Origin of the sequence: Candidatus Epulonipiscium viviparus (assembly GCF_030708075.1) — a bacterium.
In the GTDB taxonomy this organism is placed as follows: domain Bacteria; phylum Bacillota; class Clostridia; order Lachnospirales; family Cellulosilyticaceae; genus Epulonipiscioides; species Epulonipiscioides viviparus.
The window spans coordinates 691,462-711,170 of the sequence record NZ_CP117982.1; the positions used below are offsets into that span (position 1 = coordinate 691,462).

Annotated in this window: 14 protein-coding genes; 7 read left to right on the top strand and 7 right to left on the bottom strand. The window is 38.6% G+C overall.

The window, feature by feature from the left end; translation table 11 throughout:
- Window positions 1-40: 40 nt before the first annotated feature.
- The 5 genes from PCY70_RS02510 to PCY70_RS02530 all read right to left on the bottom strand — a co-directional run bounded on the left by PCY70_RS02510 (window position 41) and on the right by PCY70_RS02530 (window position 6,063).
- Window positions 41-958 (bottom strand): 4Fe-4S binding protein, encoded by a 918-nt coding sequence (locus PCY70_RS02510; protein ID WP_305768321.1) that lies wholly within the window; start codon window positions 956-958, stop codon window positions 41-43.
- Between the two features lie 371 nt (window positions 959-1,329).
- The gene (locus PCY70_RS02515; RefSeq protein WP_305768322.1) at window positions 1,330-2,565 is read right to left on the bottom strand and encodes a tripartite tricarboxylate transporter permease; all 1,236 of its coding nucleotides are present in this window, start codon (window positions 2,563-2,565) and stop codon (window positions 1,330-1,332) included.
- Window positions 2,566-2,577: 12 nt separating this feature from the next.
- Entirely contained in the window at window positions 2,578-3,057 is a 480-nt protein-coding gene (locus tag PCY70_RS02520; protein ID WP_010169066.1) for a tripartite tricarboxylate transporter TctB family protein, read from the bottom strand.
- Between the two features lie 9 nt (window positions 3,058-3,066).
- Window positions 3,067-4,053, bottom strand: a complete 987-nt coding sequence (locus PCY70_RS02525; RefSeq protein WP_305768323.1) for a tripartite tricarboxylate transporter substrate binding protein — start codon at window positions 4,051-4,053, stop codon at window positions 3,067-3,069.
- Between the two features lie 156 nt (window positions 4,054-4,209).
- Window positions 4,210-6,063 carry a leucine-rich repeat domain-containing protein gene (locus PCY70_RS02530; protein WP_305768324.1) on the bottom strand — a complete coding sequence of 618 codons (1,854 nt, stop codon included), beginning with the start codon at window positions 6,061-6,063 and terminating at the stop codon, window positions 4,210-4,212.
- Window positions 6,064-6,232: 169 nt separating this feature from the next.
- Between PCY70_RS02530 and PCY70_RS02535 the strand changes: the two genes are divergently transcribed.
- The gene (locus PCY70_RS02535; RefSeq protein WP_305768325.1) at window positions 6,233-8,575 is read left to right on the top strand and encodes a glycoside hydrolase family 31 protein; all 2,343 of its coding nucleotides are present in this window, start codon (window positions 6,233-6,235) and stop codon (window positions 8,573-8,575) included.
- 5 nt (window positions 8,576-8,580) lie between these two features.
- Here the strand turns inward: PCY70_RS02535 and PCY70_RS02540 are convergent, their stop codons facing one another.
- Window positions 8,581-9,996 carry a hypothetical protein gene (locus tag PCY70_RS02540; RefSeq protein ID WP_305768326.1) on the bottom strand — a complete coding sequence of 472 codons (1,416 nt, stop codon included), beginning with the start codon at window positions 9,994-9,996 and terminating at the stop codon, window positions 8,581-8,583.
- A 172-nt stretch (window positions 9,997-10,168) separates the two neighbouring features.
- Here PCY70_RS02540 and PCY70_RS02545 point away from each other — a divergent pair, with 172 nt between their 5' ends.
- The 6 genes from PCY70_RS02545 (at window position 10,169) to PCY70_RS02570 (ending at window position 16,490) form a co-directional block, all read left to right on the top strand.
- Window positions 10,169-10,801, top strand: coding sequence for an ECF transporter S component (locus tag PCY70_RS02545; protein WP_305768327.1), 633 nt, complete (start codon window positions 10,169-10,171; stop codon window positions 10,799-10,801).
- Window positions 10,802-10,889: 88 nt separating this feature from the next.
- Entirely contained in the window at window positions 10,890-11,471 is a 582-nt protein-coding gene (locus PCY70_RS02550; RefSeq protein ID WP_305768328.1) for a hypothetical protein, read from the top strand.
- Window positions 11,472-11,557: 86 nt separating this feature from the next.
- The gene (locus PCY70_RS02555) at window positions 11,558-11,839 is read left to right on the top strand and encodes a hypothetical protein (protein WP_305768329.1); all 282 of its coding nucleotides are present in this window, start codon (window positions 11,558-11,560) and stop codon (window positions 11,837-11,839) included.
- Between the two features lie 21 nt (window positions 11,840-11,860).
- Complete coding sequence (locus PCY70_RS02560) at window positions 11,861-13,324, top strand: UxaA family hydrolase (protein WP_305768330.1); 1,464 nt, start codon at window positions 11,861-11,863, stop codon at window positions 13,322-13,324.
- A 42-nt stretch (window positions 13,325-13,366) separates the two neighbouring features.
- On the top strand, window positions 13,367-14,845 hold the full coding sequence (locus PCY70_RS02565; protein ID WP_305768331.1) for a tagaturonate reductase: 1,479 nt from the start codon (window positions 13,367-13,369) through the stop codon (window positions 14,843-14,845).
- A gap of 103 nt (window positions 14,846-14,948) precedes the next feature.
- The gene (locus tag PCY70_RS02570) at window positions 14,949-16,490 is read left to right on the top strand and encodes an alpha-L-fucosidase (RefSeq protein WP_305768332.1); all 1,542 of its coding nucleotides are present in this window, start codon (window positions 14,949-14,951) and stop codon (window positions 16,488-16,490) included.
- 112 nt (window positions 16,491-16,602) lie between these two features.
- Here the strand turns inward: PCY70_RS02570 and PCY70_RS02575 are convergent, their stop codons facing one another.
- Complete coding sequence (locus PCY70_RS02575; protein ID WP_305768333.1) at window positions 16,603-19,635, bottom strand: stalk domain-containing protein; 3,033 nt, start codon at window positions 19,633-19,635, stop codon at window positions 16,603-16,605.
- Window positions 19,636-19,709: the final 74 nt, after the last annotated feature.

Sequence of the window (19,709 nt, forward strand, 5' to 3'; positions counted from 1 at the left end):
AATGGTCTCTTTTTTTGCGCAAAAAAATAACTGCCCCAGATTATAGGGCAGATGTTTGCTTCGCTTTTTGTTTATCGACTAGTGCTTTGATAGTTGCGTAGTCCTTTGAGAAGAATGTGCATGATTTAAGACAGACGCCACAGCCGTGTTGTTCGGAGAAAGGAAGGATGCATTTGGTTTCGTCAACGTACTGATCATTGATCGCTTGGGCGGGACAATTTCGAGCGCATTTGCCACATTTTTTGCAAAAGTCTTTAATCCACAGGTGTTCGTTTTGAGTTGCAAATGGTAAATTTTCGATATCAGTATAGACGACGGCAATTCGTAAGCTAGGGCCGTAATCTTTGTCGGTAATGAGCATGCCATGTTTGCCGATTGCTCCAAGTCCCGCATTTTCTGCTAAGGCAACATAGTTGGTATCGCCTTCCATTGCAGGACCCGCCATGGCATTAAATCCCTTTTCTCGCAGGAAGCTGGAAATCTTATTTACTGCAACACCCAAACCGTAATATGTTCTAAAAACTTCTTTGAGAGATGCGACAGATGGAGATGTTTCGATTTCTTCGGGCTTCATTTTCATAATGATTACAATAGCATTTTCGTATAAAATTGAATGAGCTGTGAAGATGTTTGCGGGCAAAACTTTGGTATACCCAACTAAATCGATATCCAAAGATTTGATATACTCTTCTAATTGTACAAAATCATCATCTGAAATAGTAATATTGCCTTTTTTTGGATTTTTTTTGATAGAGGAGGCACTGATTTTATTTTCCCATATAGTGCGAGTCATGGTCGTTGCTACGGGGAGGTGCATCTTTATAAAAGCTGATAATCCACCGGGGCTATGTTTTTTGCATAAATCTACAGTATCAATATAGTCTTTGCTGTTTTCATCTGAATGAATTAAAGTATCATCTTTTTGTACATATTTTTTGATTGTTGGAAACAGGCTCATAATGTTTTGCTCCTTAACTTTGTTATATGGGGATAACGATTTTTAGAATATAATAAATGATATGCATAAAGCTAATATGAAGCGCATAAAAAAATAACTGCCCCAGATTATAGGGCAGATGTTTGCTTCGCTTTTCGTTTATCTATGCTTAAACCAAAAACTTCCAAAGCCAATCGGTATTAGTAATATCTTGCTGATAATTTGAATGCAACACGAGATGCTGCAAAGGAGAAGGAATAACGCCCTGGTTGAGAGCGTTCCACTCCTGTACATTGTGAGAAACAGTAATAACCTTGAGACTAGCAGGTAGGGAGATGCGAGTGAGTCGACTACACTTTAGAAAGATTTTTTCGCCAACTAGAGTAACGCCCTCAGATAATGCCACTTCGGATAAGCTGGAGCAATAGGTCAAACATACTATTATTTATACTGATAACGCCTATAGCACAAAATACTGCTACTATTGGAAATAAAAGGTACTTAGGGATATCGATTATTTTGGCCATAAATCGAATGGTTGTGGCTTGGTATAAATACATAAAAATGTTGGCAACAAATACAATTAAGATAATAGTTCTAAATAGTTCTGGTTGCTGCATGCTAAGAGTGGGGCCTGGAGTAAGTCCTTGAAGTGCTATTGCTCCCATTATAATAGCAGTGACTGTATCGCCGGGTACTCCTAAAGCAAGCATTGGCACAAGTGCTCCGCCAGTTGTTGCATTATTAGCGCTTTCACAAGAGTATATACCTGCCTCATGACCTGTTCCAAATTTTTCTGGAGTTTTTGAGCTACGTTTAGCTTGTTCGTATGAAATAAGACCAGCGGCCCCACCACCCATTCCGGGTAAGATGCCAATTGCAGTTCCTAAAAAACTCCCCTGAAGCATAACTTTAAAGTTCTTTTTAATAGAAGATAATTTTGGTGCATAAAACCATTTTTTTTCTACTTGTGCAGGTACCGGTTTATCGGATATATTGCCAAGTGAGTAAATTATTTCAGGTAAGGCAAAAACACCTATAATAACTACAACCAAATCAAATCCATTTTCAAGACCTGACAATCCAAAAGTATATCGTGAGGCAATGCCATCAACAGGGCTCATACCTACAGTGGTAAGTAATAATCCTATCATCATAGCAATAAATCCTTTGAGTCTTTTTCCACTCATCATCGAACATACTAAGGATAATGATAAGACAGCAGTTCCAAAGTACTCCCAAGGACCAAATGCTATAGCCATAGATGATAGTGTTGGTGCTAAAAAGAGTAATACTACTGCGCTAAATAATCCTCCAAAAACAGAAGCAAAGGCGCCGATAGATAATGCATCTGCAGCACGTCCGTTTTGTGTCATTGGGTAGCCATCAAATGTAGTTGCGACTGAGGCGGCTGTTCCGCCAGTTACGCTTCCCATATATATTCCCATTATTAAGCTCATTGATGGAATTACTTCTAATGAAAAAGTTACTGGAAGTATAAGCGCGACAGCTATAGGACCGTTTAATCCTGGAATACAACCAAAAACATTTCCGATAATTACACCTATTAAAATAAGGGATAAACATTCAAAATTCATTATATTTTGTAGCAATTCTAAAAATTCCATACAGTTCCTCCCTTATATATTAAAAATGCCACTAGGTAGCATAACATTAAAGTAATTAGTAAATATAAAATATAGTACATATACACTAATGGTAGAAGTTACGATGGTAGTGATGATTTGTTTTTTATTCATAAAATTTCCATGTTGTAGTTTATATAAAAATGGTATAGCAATAGCAAGAAAAATGCTGCTACTAATGAAAAAGCCTAAAGTGGTAATAGTTAATGCATATGCTATGAATAACAGATAAAAAGCAAGCCTTCGACCAACGAATATCTCTAAAAATATAAATTGTTTGTCTTTTTCAGCTTGAGATTTTAGTATTATTACTGTGCGAATGATTAACAATACAATTAAGCCGATTATAACGATTCGAGGAAATAATGCGGCTCCGCCAGATTTATCGATTATACTTACAGGGAAACGATACGTGGCAACATACATTCCAATACTAAGTATGATTAATATGATATTAAATATTATCTCACCCATAAACCCACCTTACTGAATTATAGCCGCAGCGGCTTCGTCAAATGCAATATAATTGGATGTTAATTCTTCGATATATAATGATGTATCCATATACTTTGGCTGAAAACTGATGTTTGCTAATTCTTCGATGCATTCTGGGTTGTTGCTAGCTTCTTGGATAAGATTATTCACATATTGAAGCACAGGTTCTGGGGTGTTTAAAGGAGCCCACAATCCAAAATCTTGTTTTAAATAGGCATAATTTTCGAAGCCCAATTCTGCAAATGTTGGAATATCTTCATATCCTGGTTGCTCTATATCGGAAATAATCCCTAAACATCTAAAGTCCCCGCTATCAATATATTGTTTTACTGCACCAAAACCATCTACATATCCATCGATTCTGCCGCCAAGAAGTTCGGGAGATTTAGAACCAACTCCTAGATCAACTTTATGAAATTCTACATCTTTTTCTTGCTCGATTTGTAAAACTCCAAATAATGGAAGAGTTCCTGTTACTGAGCCTATTTTTATTGTGCCGGGAGCTGATTTAGCAGCATTAATTAAATCGTCCATAGTGTGATAAGGAGAATCTGCTGATACTACAACAGCCATGGTTGAATCTAACAAATAGCCAATTGGCTGTGCATCTTCGTATGTAAAATCGGCAATTCCTAAGGCGTGTTGCATAATAAATCCTGAAGAGTGTAGGGATAAGGTGTATCCATCAGGATTAGATTTTAACATTTCTGAAAATCCAGTTCTACCTCCCGCTCCTACAATATTAGTGATTTTGATTTCTGTATCAGCGGCTTCATTCATATATTGGACCATGATTCGTGCTGGAATATCAGAATTGCCACCAGCTTCATAAGGAATAATTAGATTGATGGCTTGGGAAGGAGCAAAAATGCCGTCTATGATATCGGTATTTGTAGCTATATTATCGGTATTTGTAGATGCGCATGCAGTAAATACAAGACAAGTTGTTATGGCTAATAAAAATTTTTTGGTCATAACTAAAATTTCCTTTCTAATTTAATATAGTATAAATGTCGAACAATAAATAATATGTACTAAAATTAAAATTTATGTTAAATATATAATGTTGTGAAAATAACATAAAGTAAAGGTGAATAATTTAATAAATTATATCCACCTTTGCAAAAAAACTTAAACCAAAAACTTCCAAAGCCAATCGGTATTAGTAATATCTTGCTGATAATTTGAATGCAACACGAGATGCTGCAAAGGAGAAGGAATAACGCCCTGGTTGAGAGCGTTCCACTCCTGTACATTGTGAGAAACAGTAATAACCTTGAGACTAGCAGGTAGGGAGATGCGAGTGAGTCGACTACACTTTAGAAAGATTTTTTCGCCAACTAGAGTAACGCCCTCAGATAATGCCACTTCGGATAAGCTGGAGCAAGCACTAAAAACGTTATTACCTACACTAGAGACGCCCTGCGAGATATCGATATTTTTGAGACTCACACAAGCAAAGAACGCGAGGTGATCGATGTGTGTTACAGTTTTGGGAATGACAATATCCGTAAGGTTCCAGCAATAGCTAAACGCACGAACGCCAATGCTAGTAACGCCGTGAGGAATGGTAATTTTAGGAAGATTGCGACAACCATTAAACGCCATAATGCCGATGCTAGTAACTGTAGAAGGTAGGTTTATACTCGTAAGACTTAGGCAATCGTTAAATGTCCACTCCTCAATTTTTAGGATGCCCTCCGGAAGAGTAATTTTTTCGATACTCACGCACATGCTAAAGGCGTATTTGCCAATGACAGCAACAGAGTCGGGGATGCTAACTGCAGATAAATTTGTGCATTCATTGAAGGTATATTTCTTGATTTGAATAACGCCGTCAGGAATATTGATATGAGATAATTTGAAACATTTATTGAATGCGGCAAATCCGATACGAGTAACTGCAGCAGGGATAACTACGTTATCGAGATAGACACATTCGCTAAATGCAAGATTGCCAATTTGAGTTAGAGTTTCAGGAATAAAAATATTTTTCAATTTGGAGCAGCCTCGAAATGTTTCATCACCTATTTTAGTTATGTTTTCTGGTAAAAGAATTGTGACTAGGCTAGTACAATTACTAAAGAGAAGACTTTCCAAAACGGTAAGATTATCAGGTAAAATAACGTTGATGAGGCTGACACAATCATGAAATGCTCCAAAGCCGATGCTGAGAACGCTTTCGGGAATAATAATTGTCGTTAAACTTAAGCAATCGCTGAATGCATTGTTTCCAATATGTGTTATATGTTCGGGAATTGTTATGTGGGATAAATTTATACATCCATGGAAAGCATAGTCGCCGATTTCGTTAATAGGTGCAATTGCGGTGGAGTACACAGAGAAGGCTTCGTCATAGACAATAGATTGCGATATCGCATCTTTGGATGAGGTGTTTTTAGACATGGCAACCATGGTTAAATCACTGCAATTGTTGAACGCGCTGGCACCAATGCTGAGAAGACTGGTTGGAATTAGTACACTAATTAGGTTTAGACAGTTGTTAAATGCTTTGTCTGCGATGCTAACTACGCCTTCTGGAATAGAGAGACTAGTTATGGTTTGGCAATCTGCAAAAGCTTCTTGTCCTATTATATGTACACCAGTTGGAATCTGAATTTCAGATTGGGAACCAATATATTTTACTAGCACCTCATCGATAATCTTAAATTCAGTAATATCGTATTGAATATCAAATCTTGCTTGTACAAAATAATTGACTGCACGCTTGGCAGCATCAAATCTCCACATGGATAGGGTAACTAAGTCGGCAACAATTAACTCAATTGCTTTTTCGTCGTTAATGGAAGATACGGTATTTGCAACAGCGATGTCCACTTCTTTGTCAATTGCTGCAAGTATCAAGTTCCTGTCTTCGTTGATAAGCAAAGTTTTAACGACTTCTTTGTATTGAGCCCTATCTGTTAAAAATTGATCTCCATATTTTTCAAAGATTTTTTTCAATACTTTGATTGTTTCATTCATTTTAGACCTCCTTTGTATATAAAAAATGCGTGTAATTCGCATAATTAATCTTATCACAAATTCATAGAATGAACAACAACAATTGCTAGAATCTGTAAAAATACCCCCTTTTAATTTTATAAAAAAATTATATAATATAAAATAAATTATACTTAAAAAGGAGCTTATTATGTTAAAAGTGATTCCAAAAGTTTCGTACGCAATAGAAAGTTTTGTAAAGACAAATACGGCTGTGACATTCACTGCTGCTAGAGGAAAGTTAAGACTAAAGCCGCAAAATGATAAGATTATTCGTGTAACATATACAGAGCGCGAGGATTTTGTAGCAGAGGTGGGTGCGGGTATCGAAAAGGATCTCGACTATACCAGTTGGTCGCTTGCGGAAGAGCCAAAGCATTATGTTCTGCAAACGAGTTTATTGACGGTCCATATTATAAAAGAGACAGGACAGCTAAAATATTTTAGCAAGAAGGGCAATCTATTGCTACAGGAATCCGAAATTGAAAGTCACCAGCTGATGCAATTCGAATCGATGCGCGTGGTAGTAGATAAAAATTTGCAAATAGAAGAAGAGGAAACGCCAGACGGGATGAAGCAGGTGATTAAAAGCTCTGCCAAAGAGTTTGACAAAAACTTGTATCGTACACGCCTGGGATTGCAGTTTCAGACAAGGGAGAAGCTCTATGGACTGGGCCAGGCAGAAGAGGGTACGCTAAACCTGAGAGGTACAACACAATATTTGCATCAGGCAAATCTAAAGATTGCAATACCGATGCTAGTTTCGACTGCTGGATATGGCTTGCTATCAGCAACGGCGAGCCCGGCAATATTTAGCGATACTGCATATGGATCGTATTTTTATACAGAAGCCGATATAGAAATGGACTTTTATTTTATAGCAGGCGCAAAGATTGATGATGTGATTCATGGGTATCGATTGCTAACAGGCAAGGCTGCGATGCTACCAAGATGGGCATTTGGGTTTGTACAGTCGCAGGAGGCATATGAGACTCAGGCAGAAATACTAGATGTTGCCAAAGGATATAGAGACAGAAAAATTGGCATAGATTGCCTTGTAATGGATTGGAGATCATGGGAAGGAGATGGATGGGGTCAAAAGACGGTAGACAAAAATCGTTTTCCAGACTTGAGACTGATGACAAATACTTTGCGAGAGCAGAATATTCATTTTATGCTATCGATGTGGCCAAACATGCATGCAACTACAGAAAACTATAAAGAGTTTGCGGCAGCGGGACTGCTATTGCCAGCGCATAATATTTATAACGCATTGGACGCAGATGCTAGAAAGCTGTATTTTAAGCAAACAAACGACGGGTTATTTAGCCAGGGAGTTGATTCGTTCTGGTGTGACTGCAGCGAGCCGTTTTGCCCCGAGTGGACTAGTGGTAGCTTTAAACGTGAGCCAAGCTATAATTTTTATAGATTTTTTGAGGTAGCAAGTAAGTATCTGCCAGCAGAGCTCACAAATTCTTATTCACTGTTTCATGCTCAGGCAATATATGAAGGGCAGCGAGAAGTCGATGATTCTAAACGTGTTTTAAACCTAACAAGAAGTAGTTATACAGGAGGTCAAAAATATGGCGTTGTCGTCTGGTCGGGAGATACGTGCGCATCGTGGGAGACGTTTGCGAAGCAGATTGTCGCAGGGCTCAATTTGTGTGCCTCGGGATTGCCGTATTGGACACTGGATATAGGTGCGTTTTTTGTAAAATATGGAGAAAAATGGTTTTGGAAAGGTAAGTACAACAAAGGGCTAGAGGATCTTGGCTATAGAGAATTGTTTGTGAGATGGTTTCAATATGGGGTATTTATGCCGATGTTTAGAAGTCATGGAACAGACATCAGGCGAGAGATGTGGAACTTTGATGCCAAAGAGGACCATAGATTTTATGATGCGCTAGTGGCAGCCAATCAGCTTCGATACACATTGATACCGTATATATATTCTATGGCGGCGGCAGTATATTTTGATGACTATACGATAATGAGATTGCTAGCATTTGACTTTGCGGAAGATGTCATTGCTTGTGAAGTGAAAGACGAATTTATGTTTGGCGACATACTGGTTTGCCCGGTTACAGAACCGATGTATTATGAAAGTGATTCTGCAGAAATTTTTAATGTAGCGAAAACTAGAGAAGTGTATTTGCCAAAAGGTACTGCATGGTATAATTTCTATAGCGACGAAAAGTTTGAGGGAGGAAAAACTATCACTGTCGATGCTGACCTGAGTAAAATTCCATTGTTTGTAAGAGAGGGGGCAATTATTCCGCGAACAGAAGCAACACAGAGTACGGCAGATGCGGCAAAGACCAAATTGCTAGTTCATATATACGGAGGCAAATCGTCAACTTTCAATTTGTATCAAGACAAAGGCGATGGGTATGGCTACGAAACAGGAGACTATGGAATTGCAAAGTTACTATGGGACGGCAAAACTGCTACAGTAGATGGTGAAGCCGATGTAGCAGAGTTTATAGTGCATTAAGTAGGCTAGAAATCTATGCTATAGTAATTTTCGCCTGCAACCCAAATGACCTTGTCGTCAGTTGCAATAGGCTGAACGAATTGAGAAAGTTTTCCATCTTCAAATGTTTGGACATCTGAGAGCTTGGTGCCATATTCATTGATGGTGACGTATTTGAGGTTGCTATCTGTTGCGATGGTGGTTATTGAATTATCGGGGTTGATAATATATTGGCAGTCTGTAAATTCCATCCACATAACCATAAAAGTGTTGTTATTTAAGTCGACGAGTTTTGGGGTGCTGCCTAATGTATTTGTACCTGAATAATCTGTTAACGCAACTTGAGTGGTGTTGCTAGATTCTTTGCTGGTAACCAAAACGACGATGTCGCGTTCTTCTTTTTTTAGACCAACAATGGCGGAGTTTGAGAAGTGATATTTTGGTTGATAGTCTATAGAATTTATTGCCGTAATGTAGTTGTGATCCGAGATGGCAAAGCCGCCCACTGTTAGCCCGGTTTGAGTAGCGCCGGGATAGCCTGGGATGTCAAAAATATTAATGGAGTCATCTTTTAGAGCATTGCCATGATCGTATTGGGTAATTACAAGTGCTCGCGGAAAAGCATTGCCATGGTCGAGTAGGATAGCCTGATTATCATCGAACGCGGCGAACTGATTAAAAGAGTGGCTTACATTGTTGGGTTGAGCCCATCTGCTAGCACCAGCTAGTCTCACTTCTGCTAGCATAGAATTGGTGTCAATAGCTGCAGTAAACTGGGCCTGGTGATGAACACCGCTTGCAGAGCTAAACATCGTTCTGGCAGTGTGAAGTAGAAGCATATTATTGTGGCTGGTTAGTGCGACATTGCCAAGCTGAAAGGGAGATGTGATACTGGCCTCATCGGCTCTGATAGCAGCTGAGTCTAATAATTTAAATGCTTTGTCGTATTTGTTAATCTGGATAACTTTTAAATTGGCATCTTGTAGCCATTTTTCTGTGATGTTGCCGTTTTCAATAGAAATGTTTTTGCACTGAGATTGACCAGAAACTGTAAAATAGAAATCATCTGTTGCGTAAAATCCAGCATATATTGGAAGATCTAAAGTTATGTATGTTGTGTCGAGCATTTCCAAAGTGTTTTGGTCAAATGCTTGTATAACGACTGTCTCATCGACAAATTCTAATAATGGAGAGGGAGAAAGGTCTATATTAGCGATTGGAACTTCATATTCCTGTCCTTCTACATCCACCAAATATAAAAGATTATCTTCAATGAACAGAGAGCGTTTGGGTATACTGGCGGTTGGGGCAGTGCTAGAAGCTGGAGTGACTAGTTGATCGCGATATGATTGAGTGAGTTCTGTTACACTTTGCTCGGCAGTAGTATTATACGCAATTGACATTACCATGATTGCTCCGATCACATTCAATTTTATTTTCATGTCAAAAATCCTCCTATTAAATAAATTTTGATTAATTATATCATGCTAGGTATCGCAGCCACAATACAAAAGTGAGATTAAAAAAAACTTTACAATCTTGTAACATGTGATATAATGGGATTAATAAAAACATTGCACCTTTAATGGGCGATAGTTAAGGAGGGTTTATTTTATGAAGACTAATACCAAAGCACTAACTCTTTTGGGGGTATTGCTAGCAGTTGAAATTTTGCTATCATACACTCCACTCGGATTTATCCCGCTACCATTTATGAACGCCACGACAACTCATATTCCGGTAATTATTGGGGGCGTATTTTTGGGGCCTGTGGGCGGAGGAATTCTTGGCCTAGCTTTTGGATTGCTATCTATTTTGCGTGCAACGATGGCACCAACTCTTACATCGTTTGTATTTTCGCCATTTGTAAGCATAGGAGGAGTAGACGGAAACTTTTGGAGCGTTGTCATTGCAATTGTTCCGAGAATTTTGATAGGAGTTCTGAGCTATTATGCATATGCTTTGTGCAAGAAATATAAGGTAAAAGATATGTTAGCCTACGCAGTAACAGGAATAGTGGGGTCGTTAACTAATACGATTTTTGTTATGGGGCTAATTTATGTATGTTTTGGTGAGCCATATGCGGCAGCTGTGGGAGTAGAAGCGGCGGCGTTGTTTGGATTTATCATGGGAATAGTGGGAATGAATGGCGTACCGGAGGCTATCATTGCTGCAATCATTGTTAGTATGCTTTGTAAAATTTTGAAACCGTTATTTAAGGGAGATTTAAGGTTAAGATTTAGGTAATTTGGAGGTGCCGTATCGATAGTTGATATGGCGCTTTTTTTTTGGGGATGCTATACTATTTATAAAATTAAGTTATAAAGGAAAAATTGTGATGATCTCAGAAGCGCTTATAATAAATACAAATGCATTGAAGACGGCATTGACAACGAATCTGCAAGCAAGCTATAAGTTATTTTGGTTTAAGAGTATTTTGATATGTTTAAACGAAAGGGCTAATTACTATTCTTTTAAGAAGCTTATTTGTAGTATGATAGGAGAGGCTTGGAAATATGTAGATAAGGAAGAATTTCAGTTTCCAAGAGCAGATCAACTACCAGTCATAGTTCAAGTAATTCGGGAGAGGTATCCGGAGGTTAGTGCAGATAATATAACAAAGTTTGTAGACAAATTAGAGGATAAGGAATTATTAAAAAGGATTGATAACTTGGGTGCTGAAGTGCCATACCGATTTTTGACGGCATTTTTTGAAAAGGAATTGTTTGGGATACCCGACAAGCAAAAACGTCAAAGAATAAAAGAGTTAGCCCAAAATTCATGTTCGGCAGTATATGGATTTTGGAATGGTAAATACATCTGCGTAAATATGAGATGGCATAGATATCTATCATATAACAGAGCGCCCTTAATGCACTGTGTGGATGAGTTGATATATAAAAAGCTGCAGCAATGAATATGGAAATCTGCCTTGAATCACCTTAAAATTAATGATAGCATAACAATGTGTCAAATAATAACATAAGAAAGTGAGAAAACAACATGAATAACGAAGATTTTTTTGATATGGAAATAGATGAGGAAGATTTTACAAGGTATTTTGAAGAAAAATTTAGTGAATCTTTTACACAGACATTTCGAAGCAGTTATAAAAAAAATCATCAAGAAAGTTATGATCAAGCTGTGAAGGAAGGAACAGTGGATAAGTGGCAAAAAAAACTTGATAAATTGATAGAACAAAAATTGGAAAAATTTTTTGAAATGTACAATGTGTATAATAAAAGGAACCAAGAAAGAACACTTAGTGTTTGGAGCGGTAAGTAAGCTAAAGAAAGGGTAAAAACTGTGAAAAGTTATATCAAAATTAATAAAGATGACAACGTTGTAGTGGCGCTGACTGATCTACACAAAGGAGAAATGGTAGAAGGGATAGCCTTACTAGAAGAGATAGCACAAGGACACAAAGCTGCGATAGCCAATATAGTAGCGGGAGAGTGTGCGATCAAATATGGTGCACCAATCGGGTATGCAAAGGAAAATATAGCTGCAGGTGCGTGGGTGCATACGCATAATATAAAAACGACGCTTGGAGATATAAACGAATACACATATACGCCGGCAATCAAAGAATTGGCAATGGAGGCTCCAGCAGTATTTGAGGGCTATAAACGCAAGAATGGCAAAGTGGGGATAAGAAACGAGATTTTTATTATACCAACAGTTGGATGCGTAAATAATATAGCAGGAGAAATTGCAAGGCGCACCCAAAATTTACTGTGCACTAATATAGAAGCTATTGTAGCCTATTCGCATCCGTATGGCTGTTCGCAAATGGGTGAAGATCAGGAAAACACAAAAAAGATTTTGGCAAATTTAATAAATCATCCGAATGCAGGAGCCGTGTTGGTTTTAGGCTTGGGCTGCGAAAACTCAAATATAGAAGAACTGAAAAAGTATATTGGAGAATACGATCCGGAGCGCGTAAAATTTGTGGTCTGCCAAGAAGAAGACGATGAGATAGCCCACTCGGTAGCAGTAGTGGAAGCCCTCGCTGCATATGCAAAGCAGTTTAAGAGAGAGACCTGTTGCACCAAAGATCTGATAGTAGGGTTAAAATGCGGTGGTTCAGATGGGTTATCCGGAATAACAGCGAATCCTGCAGTGGGAGAATTTTCAGATATTTTAATTGCCAAGGGCGGAATAACGATCTTAACAGAAGTGCCAGAAATGTTTGGAGCTGAGAGACTTCTTATGGACAGATGCGAAAGCGAAGAAGTGTTTTCGAAGACAGTAAAGCTGATCAATGATTTCAAGGAGTATTTTATATCGCATAACCAGGTAGTCTATGAGAATCCGTCACCAGGAAATAAAAAGGGAGGAATTTCAACATTAGAAGATAAGTCGTTAGGATGCACACAAAAGGCAGGAAAAAGCAAAGTTGTAGATGTGCTAGAATATGGAGAAACGGCACATAAGGCGGGGCTAAATCTTCTAAGTTCGCCAGGCAACGATCTCGTAGCAGCAACAGCGTTGGCAGCATCAGGTGCGCAAATCGTATTATTTACAACAGGCAGAGGAACGCCATTCGCATCTCCGGTGCCAACGATCAAGATATCATCAAATAGTGCGTTATCCAATAAGAAGCAAAAGTGGATAGATTTTGATTGCGGCAAGATGGCAACAGAAGAGGTAGAAATAGGCAAAGAGTTATTCGAGTATGTCCTTGCAGTGGCGAGCGGAAAAAAGGTAAATTCAGAGATATTGGGAATTCGAGATATGGCAATATTCAAGCAAGGGGTAACGTTATAAGTTGCGTAAGTGGCAGAAGTATAATATGAAAGGGAATGTGTAATGAAAACTTTGAACTATAAAACGTTAGCAGAACTAGGATTTGACGAATTTTTATTAACAGAGGGCAAGGAGCGAATTTTGCAATTTGGAGAAGGAAATTTCTTGCGTGCATTTGTTGATTATTTTGTGGATGTTATGAACGAGAAGGTGGGATTTGATACCAAGGTGGTGATTGTTCAGCCGATTAAGCCTGGTTTGGCGCAGGTGATCAATGAGCAAGAAGGATTGTACACGCTGTATTTGAGAGGAAACGAAAAAGGGCATAAGGTAAACGAAAAGCGCGTCATTTCTAGTGTAAGCCGATGCATTAACCCGTATGATGATTATAACGAATTTTTAGCGTTGGCAAAAGGGGAGGATATTCGTATAATCGCATCGAATACGACTGAGGCTGGGATTGCTTTTGATGCTGCATGCAAATTTGATGATGCGCCACCTGCAGCGTTTCCGGCTAAACTTACCAGATTTATGTATGAGCGCTTTAAGGATAATAGGAAGGGATTTGTAATTTTATCTTGCGAGTTAATAGATGATAATGGCAAAGAGCTATTAAAGTGCGTTGAAGAGTATGCAAAGTTGTGGGCATTGGGCGATGACTTTGTTGCATGGGTGAGAGAGGAGAATATTTTTTGCTCAACTTTGGTGGATAGAATAGTAACAGGGTATCCGAGGGGAGAAGCCGAGGAGCTGTGTGAAGCGTTGGGATATCAAGATAATCTAATTGTGACAGCAGAAACATTTGGGTTTTGGGTGATAGAAGGGCCTAGCGCACTAGAAGCGGAGTTGCCATTTAAGGAAGCGGGATTGCCGGTGGTTATTACCGATAATCATAAGCCATATAAAGAGCGCAAGGTGAGGATTTTAAATGGTGCGCACACATCGATGGTGCTTGGAGCATATTTGGCGGGATTTGATATAGTGCGAGACTGCATGGGCGATGAAGTAGTGAGCGGATTTATGAATAAAGCGATATTCGATGAGATCATCCCGACACTTTCGCTGCCTAAAGATGAGCTTGTGGAATTTGCAAATTCTGTAAAAGATAGATTTAATAACCCGTATATCGATCATAAGCTGCTAGATATTTCGCTCAACTCTACATCTAAATTGAAGGCTAGAATTTTGCCAACAGTCAAAGACTATGTTGCGAAGTTTGGCACATTACCAAAATGTCTAACTGCAGCATTTGCATTTTATATTGCCTTTTATAGAAGAGGAAAAACTATGGCAGAGAATGCGTTGATTGCAGAGCGCCACGGTGAGGAATATCGAGTAGTTGATGATGCGGCTGTGCTGCAATTTTTCTATAACAATAAAGATGTAGAGGTGGCGCAGTTGGTTCGTAAAGTATGTGAAAATGTAGAATTTTTTGGAGAAGACCTAGCAACAATCGATGGATTCTATGAGCTAGTGCTAGCAGATGTAGAGATCATTTTAAATGATGGCGCATATGCTCTGTTAGAAAAATTGGTGAAGTAGGCAAAGATGGCTATAATTTTTTTTAAAATTTGGCTTGTAATATTTTGTAGAATGATGTATGCTAGTTTTGGTAACCTAAATTTTTTTTTAAAAGGAGAAGTTTATGAATCAATATTACGAGAACATGAAGAAATATCTTGAAAAGATTGATGATGTTATTGCAAAAGGTCCGCATAAGGATACTTGGGAATCGCTAGCAAATCATAAAGTACCTGATTGGTATCGAAATGCAAAGTTTGGTATATTTATCCATTGGGGAGTGTATGCAGTGCCCGCGTTTGGCAGCGAATGGTATGCTCGCTTTGTGTATAAGCAAGATGCATTGCGTCGTGGATTAAATATGTTTGATCACCACGTAGAAAAATATGGACCTCATAAAGACTTTGGCTATAAAGATTTTGTGCCTATGTTTAAGGCAGAGAAATTTGATGCGGCAGAGTGGGCAGACCTCTTTAAAGAAGCAGGGGCGAGATTTGTTATGCCGGTTGCGGAGCATCATGATGGATTCCAGATGTATGATAGCGATGTTTCTGAATGGTGTGCAACAAAAAAAGGTCCGATGAAAGATATCGTTGGTTTATTAAAACAAGAGTGTGAAAAGCGTGATATGGTTCTTACAACATCTTCTCATAGGGTGGAGCACTATTGGTTTATGTGTGGTGGACGTGAATTTGAAAGTGATTTCCAAAAGTATCTTGATAAAGATGGAAATTTTGAATATGGCGATATGTATTGGCCATCATATCCAGAACCTTTTATGGCAAAATCAGAGGGAGTAACGACAGATCAGGGCTCTATTCATGTGGAAGGGATAGATCCAATTTTTATGGAAGACTGGTTAGTTAGAACTTGCGAGCTTGCAGATAAGTATCAGCCGCAAATAATGTACTTTGATTGGTGGATTCAAATAGAACCAATGAAGCCATATCTTAAAAAATTTGCAGCATACTACTATAATCGTGCAGTAGAATGGGGCAAAGAAGTTACGATCAACTATAAAAACGATGCATTCCAACACACGAGTGCCGTTAGAGATATCGAGCGCGGACAATTAGCAGATGTGTCGCCGTTTTTCTGGCAAAACGATACATCGGTTGCAAAGAACTCTTGGTGCTATACAGAAAATAACGATTATAAGCAATCATTTGAAGTAATTTGTGACTTAGTAGACGTGGTATCTAAAAACGGATCGCTGCTGTTAAATGTTGGGCCAAAAGCCGATGGAACGATTCCAGATCAAGACAAGCAAATTCTAAAAGATGTAGGTGCGTGGCTGAAAGTGAATGGCGAAGGCATCTATGATTCGTATCCATTTAGAAAATATGGAGAAGGACCAATAGTAACAGAAGAAGGACACTTTACCGATACAAAGAGAAAATCTTTTACAACACAAGACTTTAGATTTACCTACAAACCGAATGCGATGTATGTATTTGCAATGAAGTGGCCACAAGATGGAATCCTAAAAGTGAAGACATTTGGCTCAAAAGTTAAAAAATTTAATGCAAATATTTTAAAGGCAGAGGTGCTGGGATGCGATAAGCCGTGTGAGATAATAGAGTGTGATGAGCACCTAACTATTATTTCTAAGCATAAAGCAGAAAATCCAAATTTACCAGTATGTGTCAAACTTACTATCGACTAAAATTAATGCCTCTTCAAAATTTGGAGAGGCAAAAAAAGAGAGAGCCAAAGCCCTCTTAAGCAAATGAATAATTTAAATAGAGAAATATAAAAACACGAATACAAAATACATACTAGCTGGTAAATGTTACAACACTTGTAGCTGGATTCCATTGAACTGTAAGTCCCAAAGCCTCTCCAAGAGGAGTAATAGGTGCAAAAGAGTTATTGCCCTGAAGCATCATAGGCTCCTTCATAATTACAGGGGTACCATTAACGATAAGAATTTTGGAGCCATCTCGAACGGTAACTAAGGTTGAGCCAGGTGCACCGACAGTGCCATTAACGATCGTGGCAGTCATGACGCCAAACTCATCACGATAAGATGAAATTTTATTATCCTCAATTCCAAACAATTTTGCTAAATCACGAACACCAATCATAGGATAACCATTAGTTGTAATGAATGGTTTTGTAGACATAGCAGTAGTTTTGCCATTTACTGTTGCTGTCCCAGATCTAAAGTTAACCTGTGCAACAGTGGATTCTTCTTGTTGAGTGGATCCTATACCGATGACTAAGTAATCTTCATATGACAATTCGGAGTCTTCGTTAAAGTCAATCGCATCTCCTTTGATGGTGAGATCATAGTTGCCTCGAGGTGTACCGGCCCAGATGTCATAATTTATATCTTTGATAGTGATTGTACCAGGAATGTCGTCGGATTCCTGATCGATATGAATTTCTAAAATCCCTTTATCGCCATCAAAATCAGTGCTAACTTCGAGTCCAGATTGGCTGTCGGTCGAAACATTTCCATCGTCAAAAGATCTACTATCTAGACCAATATCTTCAAGTTCAATAATAATAGTATGACCATCTCTAAACATCTCTGCTTCAGTTTCTTTAAGTATAATTTCTCCAGTTTTTTGATCTTTAAGACCTAGATCAACATAAACTTGAGGTGCAGTAATAGTGAACGGCTTCTTGACACTGCCGATAACAGTGACTATTTCCTCGTCCTTAAAATTGTCGCTTTCAAATGTAATGCTCATGTCCCCGGCTGTGGCATCGGCATCGGCTCGCACTGGGAATGAAAAAATAAGTTCCTCAATTATATTGTGCCATTGCTGTTCAGCATTGTCGTCATCTTCGTGGAAATAAAAACCTTCGCATTCGTCATAAAGTTTGTCGATATCTAATGTGTACTCATCGTCATCAACGGTTAAAATATCTGTATCACCATTAACGATTTCACCACCATTAAACTCAAAAACAATATCGGCTACATCATAATCCATTTTGCCGTTTTTAAACGTAAAGTAAAATTCATCTCGTGGGTTAAGCGAACCTTGGACGACCTCTATAAGTGCAAGTTCTACATCTGCAGAATCTTGACCAGCCCATACTTCGGCTTCTTCTAGAACTTCTATTAGGACATCGTTATCAATTACGGTCGAAATAGCAAATTCTTCTGAGAGCTCGTTGGCATCATCAAAGTCTAAACTTCCTACTTTGTTGCCGTCCCAATCAAGGGAGTCATTATCAACCTGAGATATGGACATTTCGATTTCGCCAAGAGAAAGCTCGGAGTGTCTGGATCTTAAATCTATTGGTAAGTTATGGAATTCTATACCGCCTTCATAACTGCGAAGAGGTCCTGAGGAAATTTGTCCAGTTTCGTCTATAATTCGAATTACCATTTCTGCGTCTTCAACTGCAAGAACCTCAACTTGAATATGTTCTTCGTAGCCTCTTAGCCCGCCAACAATTTGGATATATGGGTAAAGAGCACCTTCTTGGCCGCCATTACCATCGGCATCAGGTTTGGAATCCCACAACCTGTCTCCCTCGCTTAAGCCAAATTCAAGATCGTTTTCGCTAAGTTGGATATGAAAAATTCCGCCACCTATTCCAGCTTCTAGAGCCTCTCTATCTTTTAATGGTTTGCCATCCTCGTCATGCGTTTTAAATGCTCCTGCAAATACAAATTCTTGATTTTCTTCTAGTTCGAAGACACCGAGATTGCCTCTTCCTTCTAATGAAATTGTGCCTTCGCGTTTAAGATTGATATCTGCAATATCGCCGGTAACTTCAGAAGAGCTAAGAGTTAGCTTATTGCTAAAAATTTCGCGACCATCAACATCAAGAGCTGGAGCTTTGCCTGTTACCGTGAATGCTACTGGAACATACAAGCGGTAATTGGTGCTGCCTCTAGCAAAGTTTTGATACATCTCAACATCAAGAATGGATTCGTCTCCATAAGGATCACGGAAAATAGTGAATTCCTTTAAGTACGCATGCGCATTGTTACTAGGATTTGAGACATTACTTTGATATCCAGCGGAATTGAAATCGAATCCAGAATTAGTAGAAATATTACTAGCTGTGGGATCATCTATGGCTGTGACTATGGCACCATCGACAGCAGTAGGAGTGATGATATCGACACTTGGAATTAATTTTTCGGCATCTTTATCGCCATCAGATTTAAGATTGACAAAAACTATATCACCATCTTCGTTCTCAGCCGTCGTGAATATAAAAACTTGTTTATGATCACTGGCCAATTTTGTAAGGTTCGGTGGTGATGCAGGATTTTTTCTCGTAATGTATTGCTTTGCTTCTGCGTAGTCGGTAGAAACATAAGAGGTGTAGTTTCCGTCTTGATCTATCGAAAAAATTCGTCTAGGAAATGGTGGATTGACTGCAGTTATTGGTGGACTAATTGCTAAAAGCTCGGTATCATTTCCGGAAGAAATATCCTCTAAAGCGTATATAGCATTACTAGGCAAAGATTTGTCGGTCACTGCGAGTTTATAGTCTGTAATAGAGTTTTCAATAACCTCATTTTTTTCGTTGCGTTGAGCGACGCCATCATCACCTTGAGTTGGCGTAAAGAATTTTTCGTTAAATTTTAGATCGAGTCCTTTAATTTGAAATTGAATAGGAGAATCTAAGTCTCCAGATATTGGGTCGTTATTGTTGTTATAAATTTTCAAGTTTATGGCTTCCCGTCCTGTTTGTGGATTAACGTATCCAAACTCATTAGACATAATCATAGATTCCTTATCCACTAGAACTTGCATTGCAGAAGTGAATGTTGGAAGAGAAGTTGATACCATTGCGGCTGCCATTAACATTGCTAATTTCTGACGTAGTTTCATTTGTATATCCCCCCATATGTGCAAAATCAATGTGAGCGTAAGGCTCTCTTGATATATTTTATTTTTTATATTTA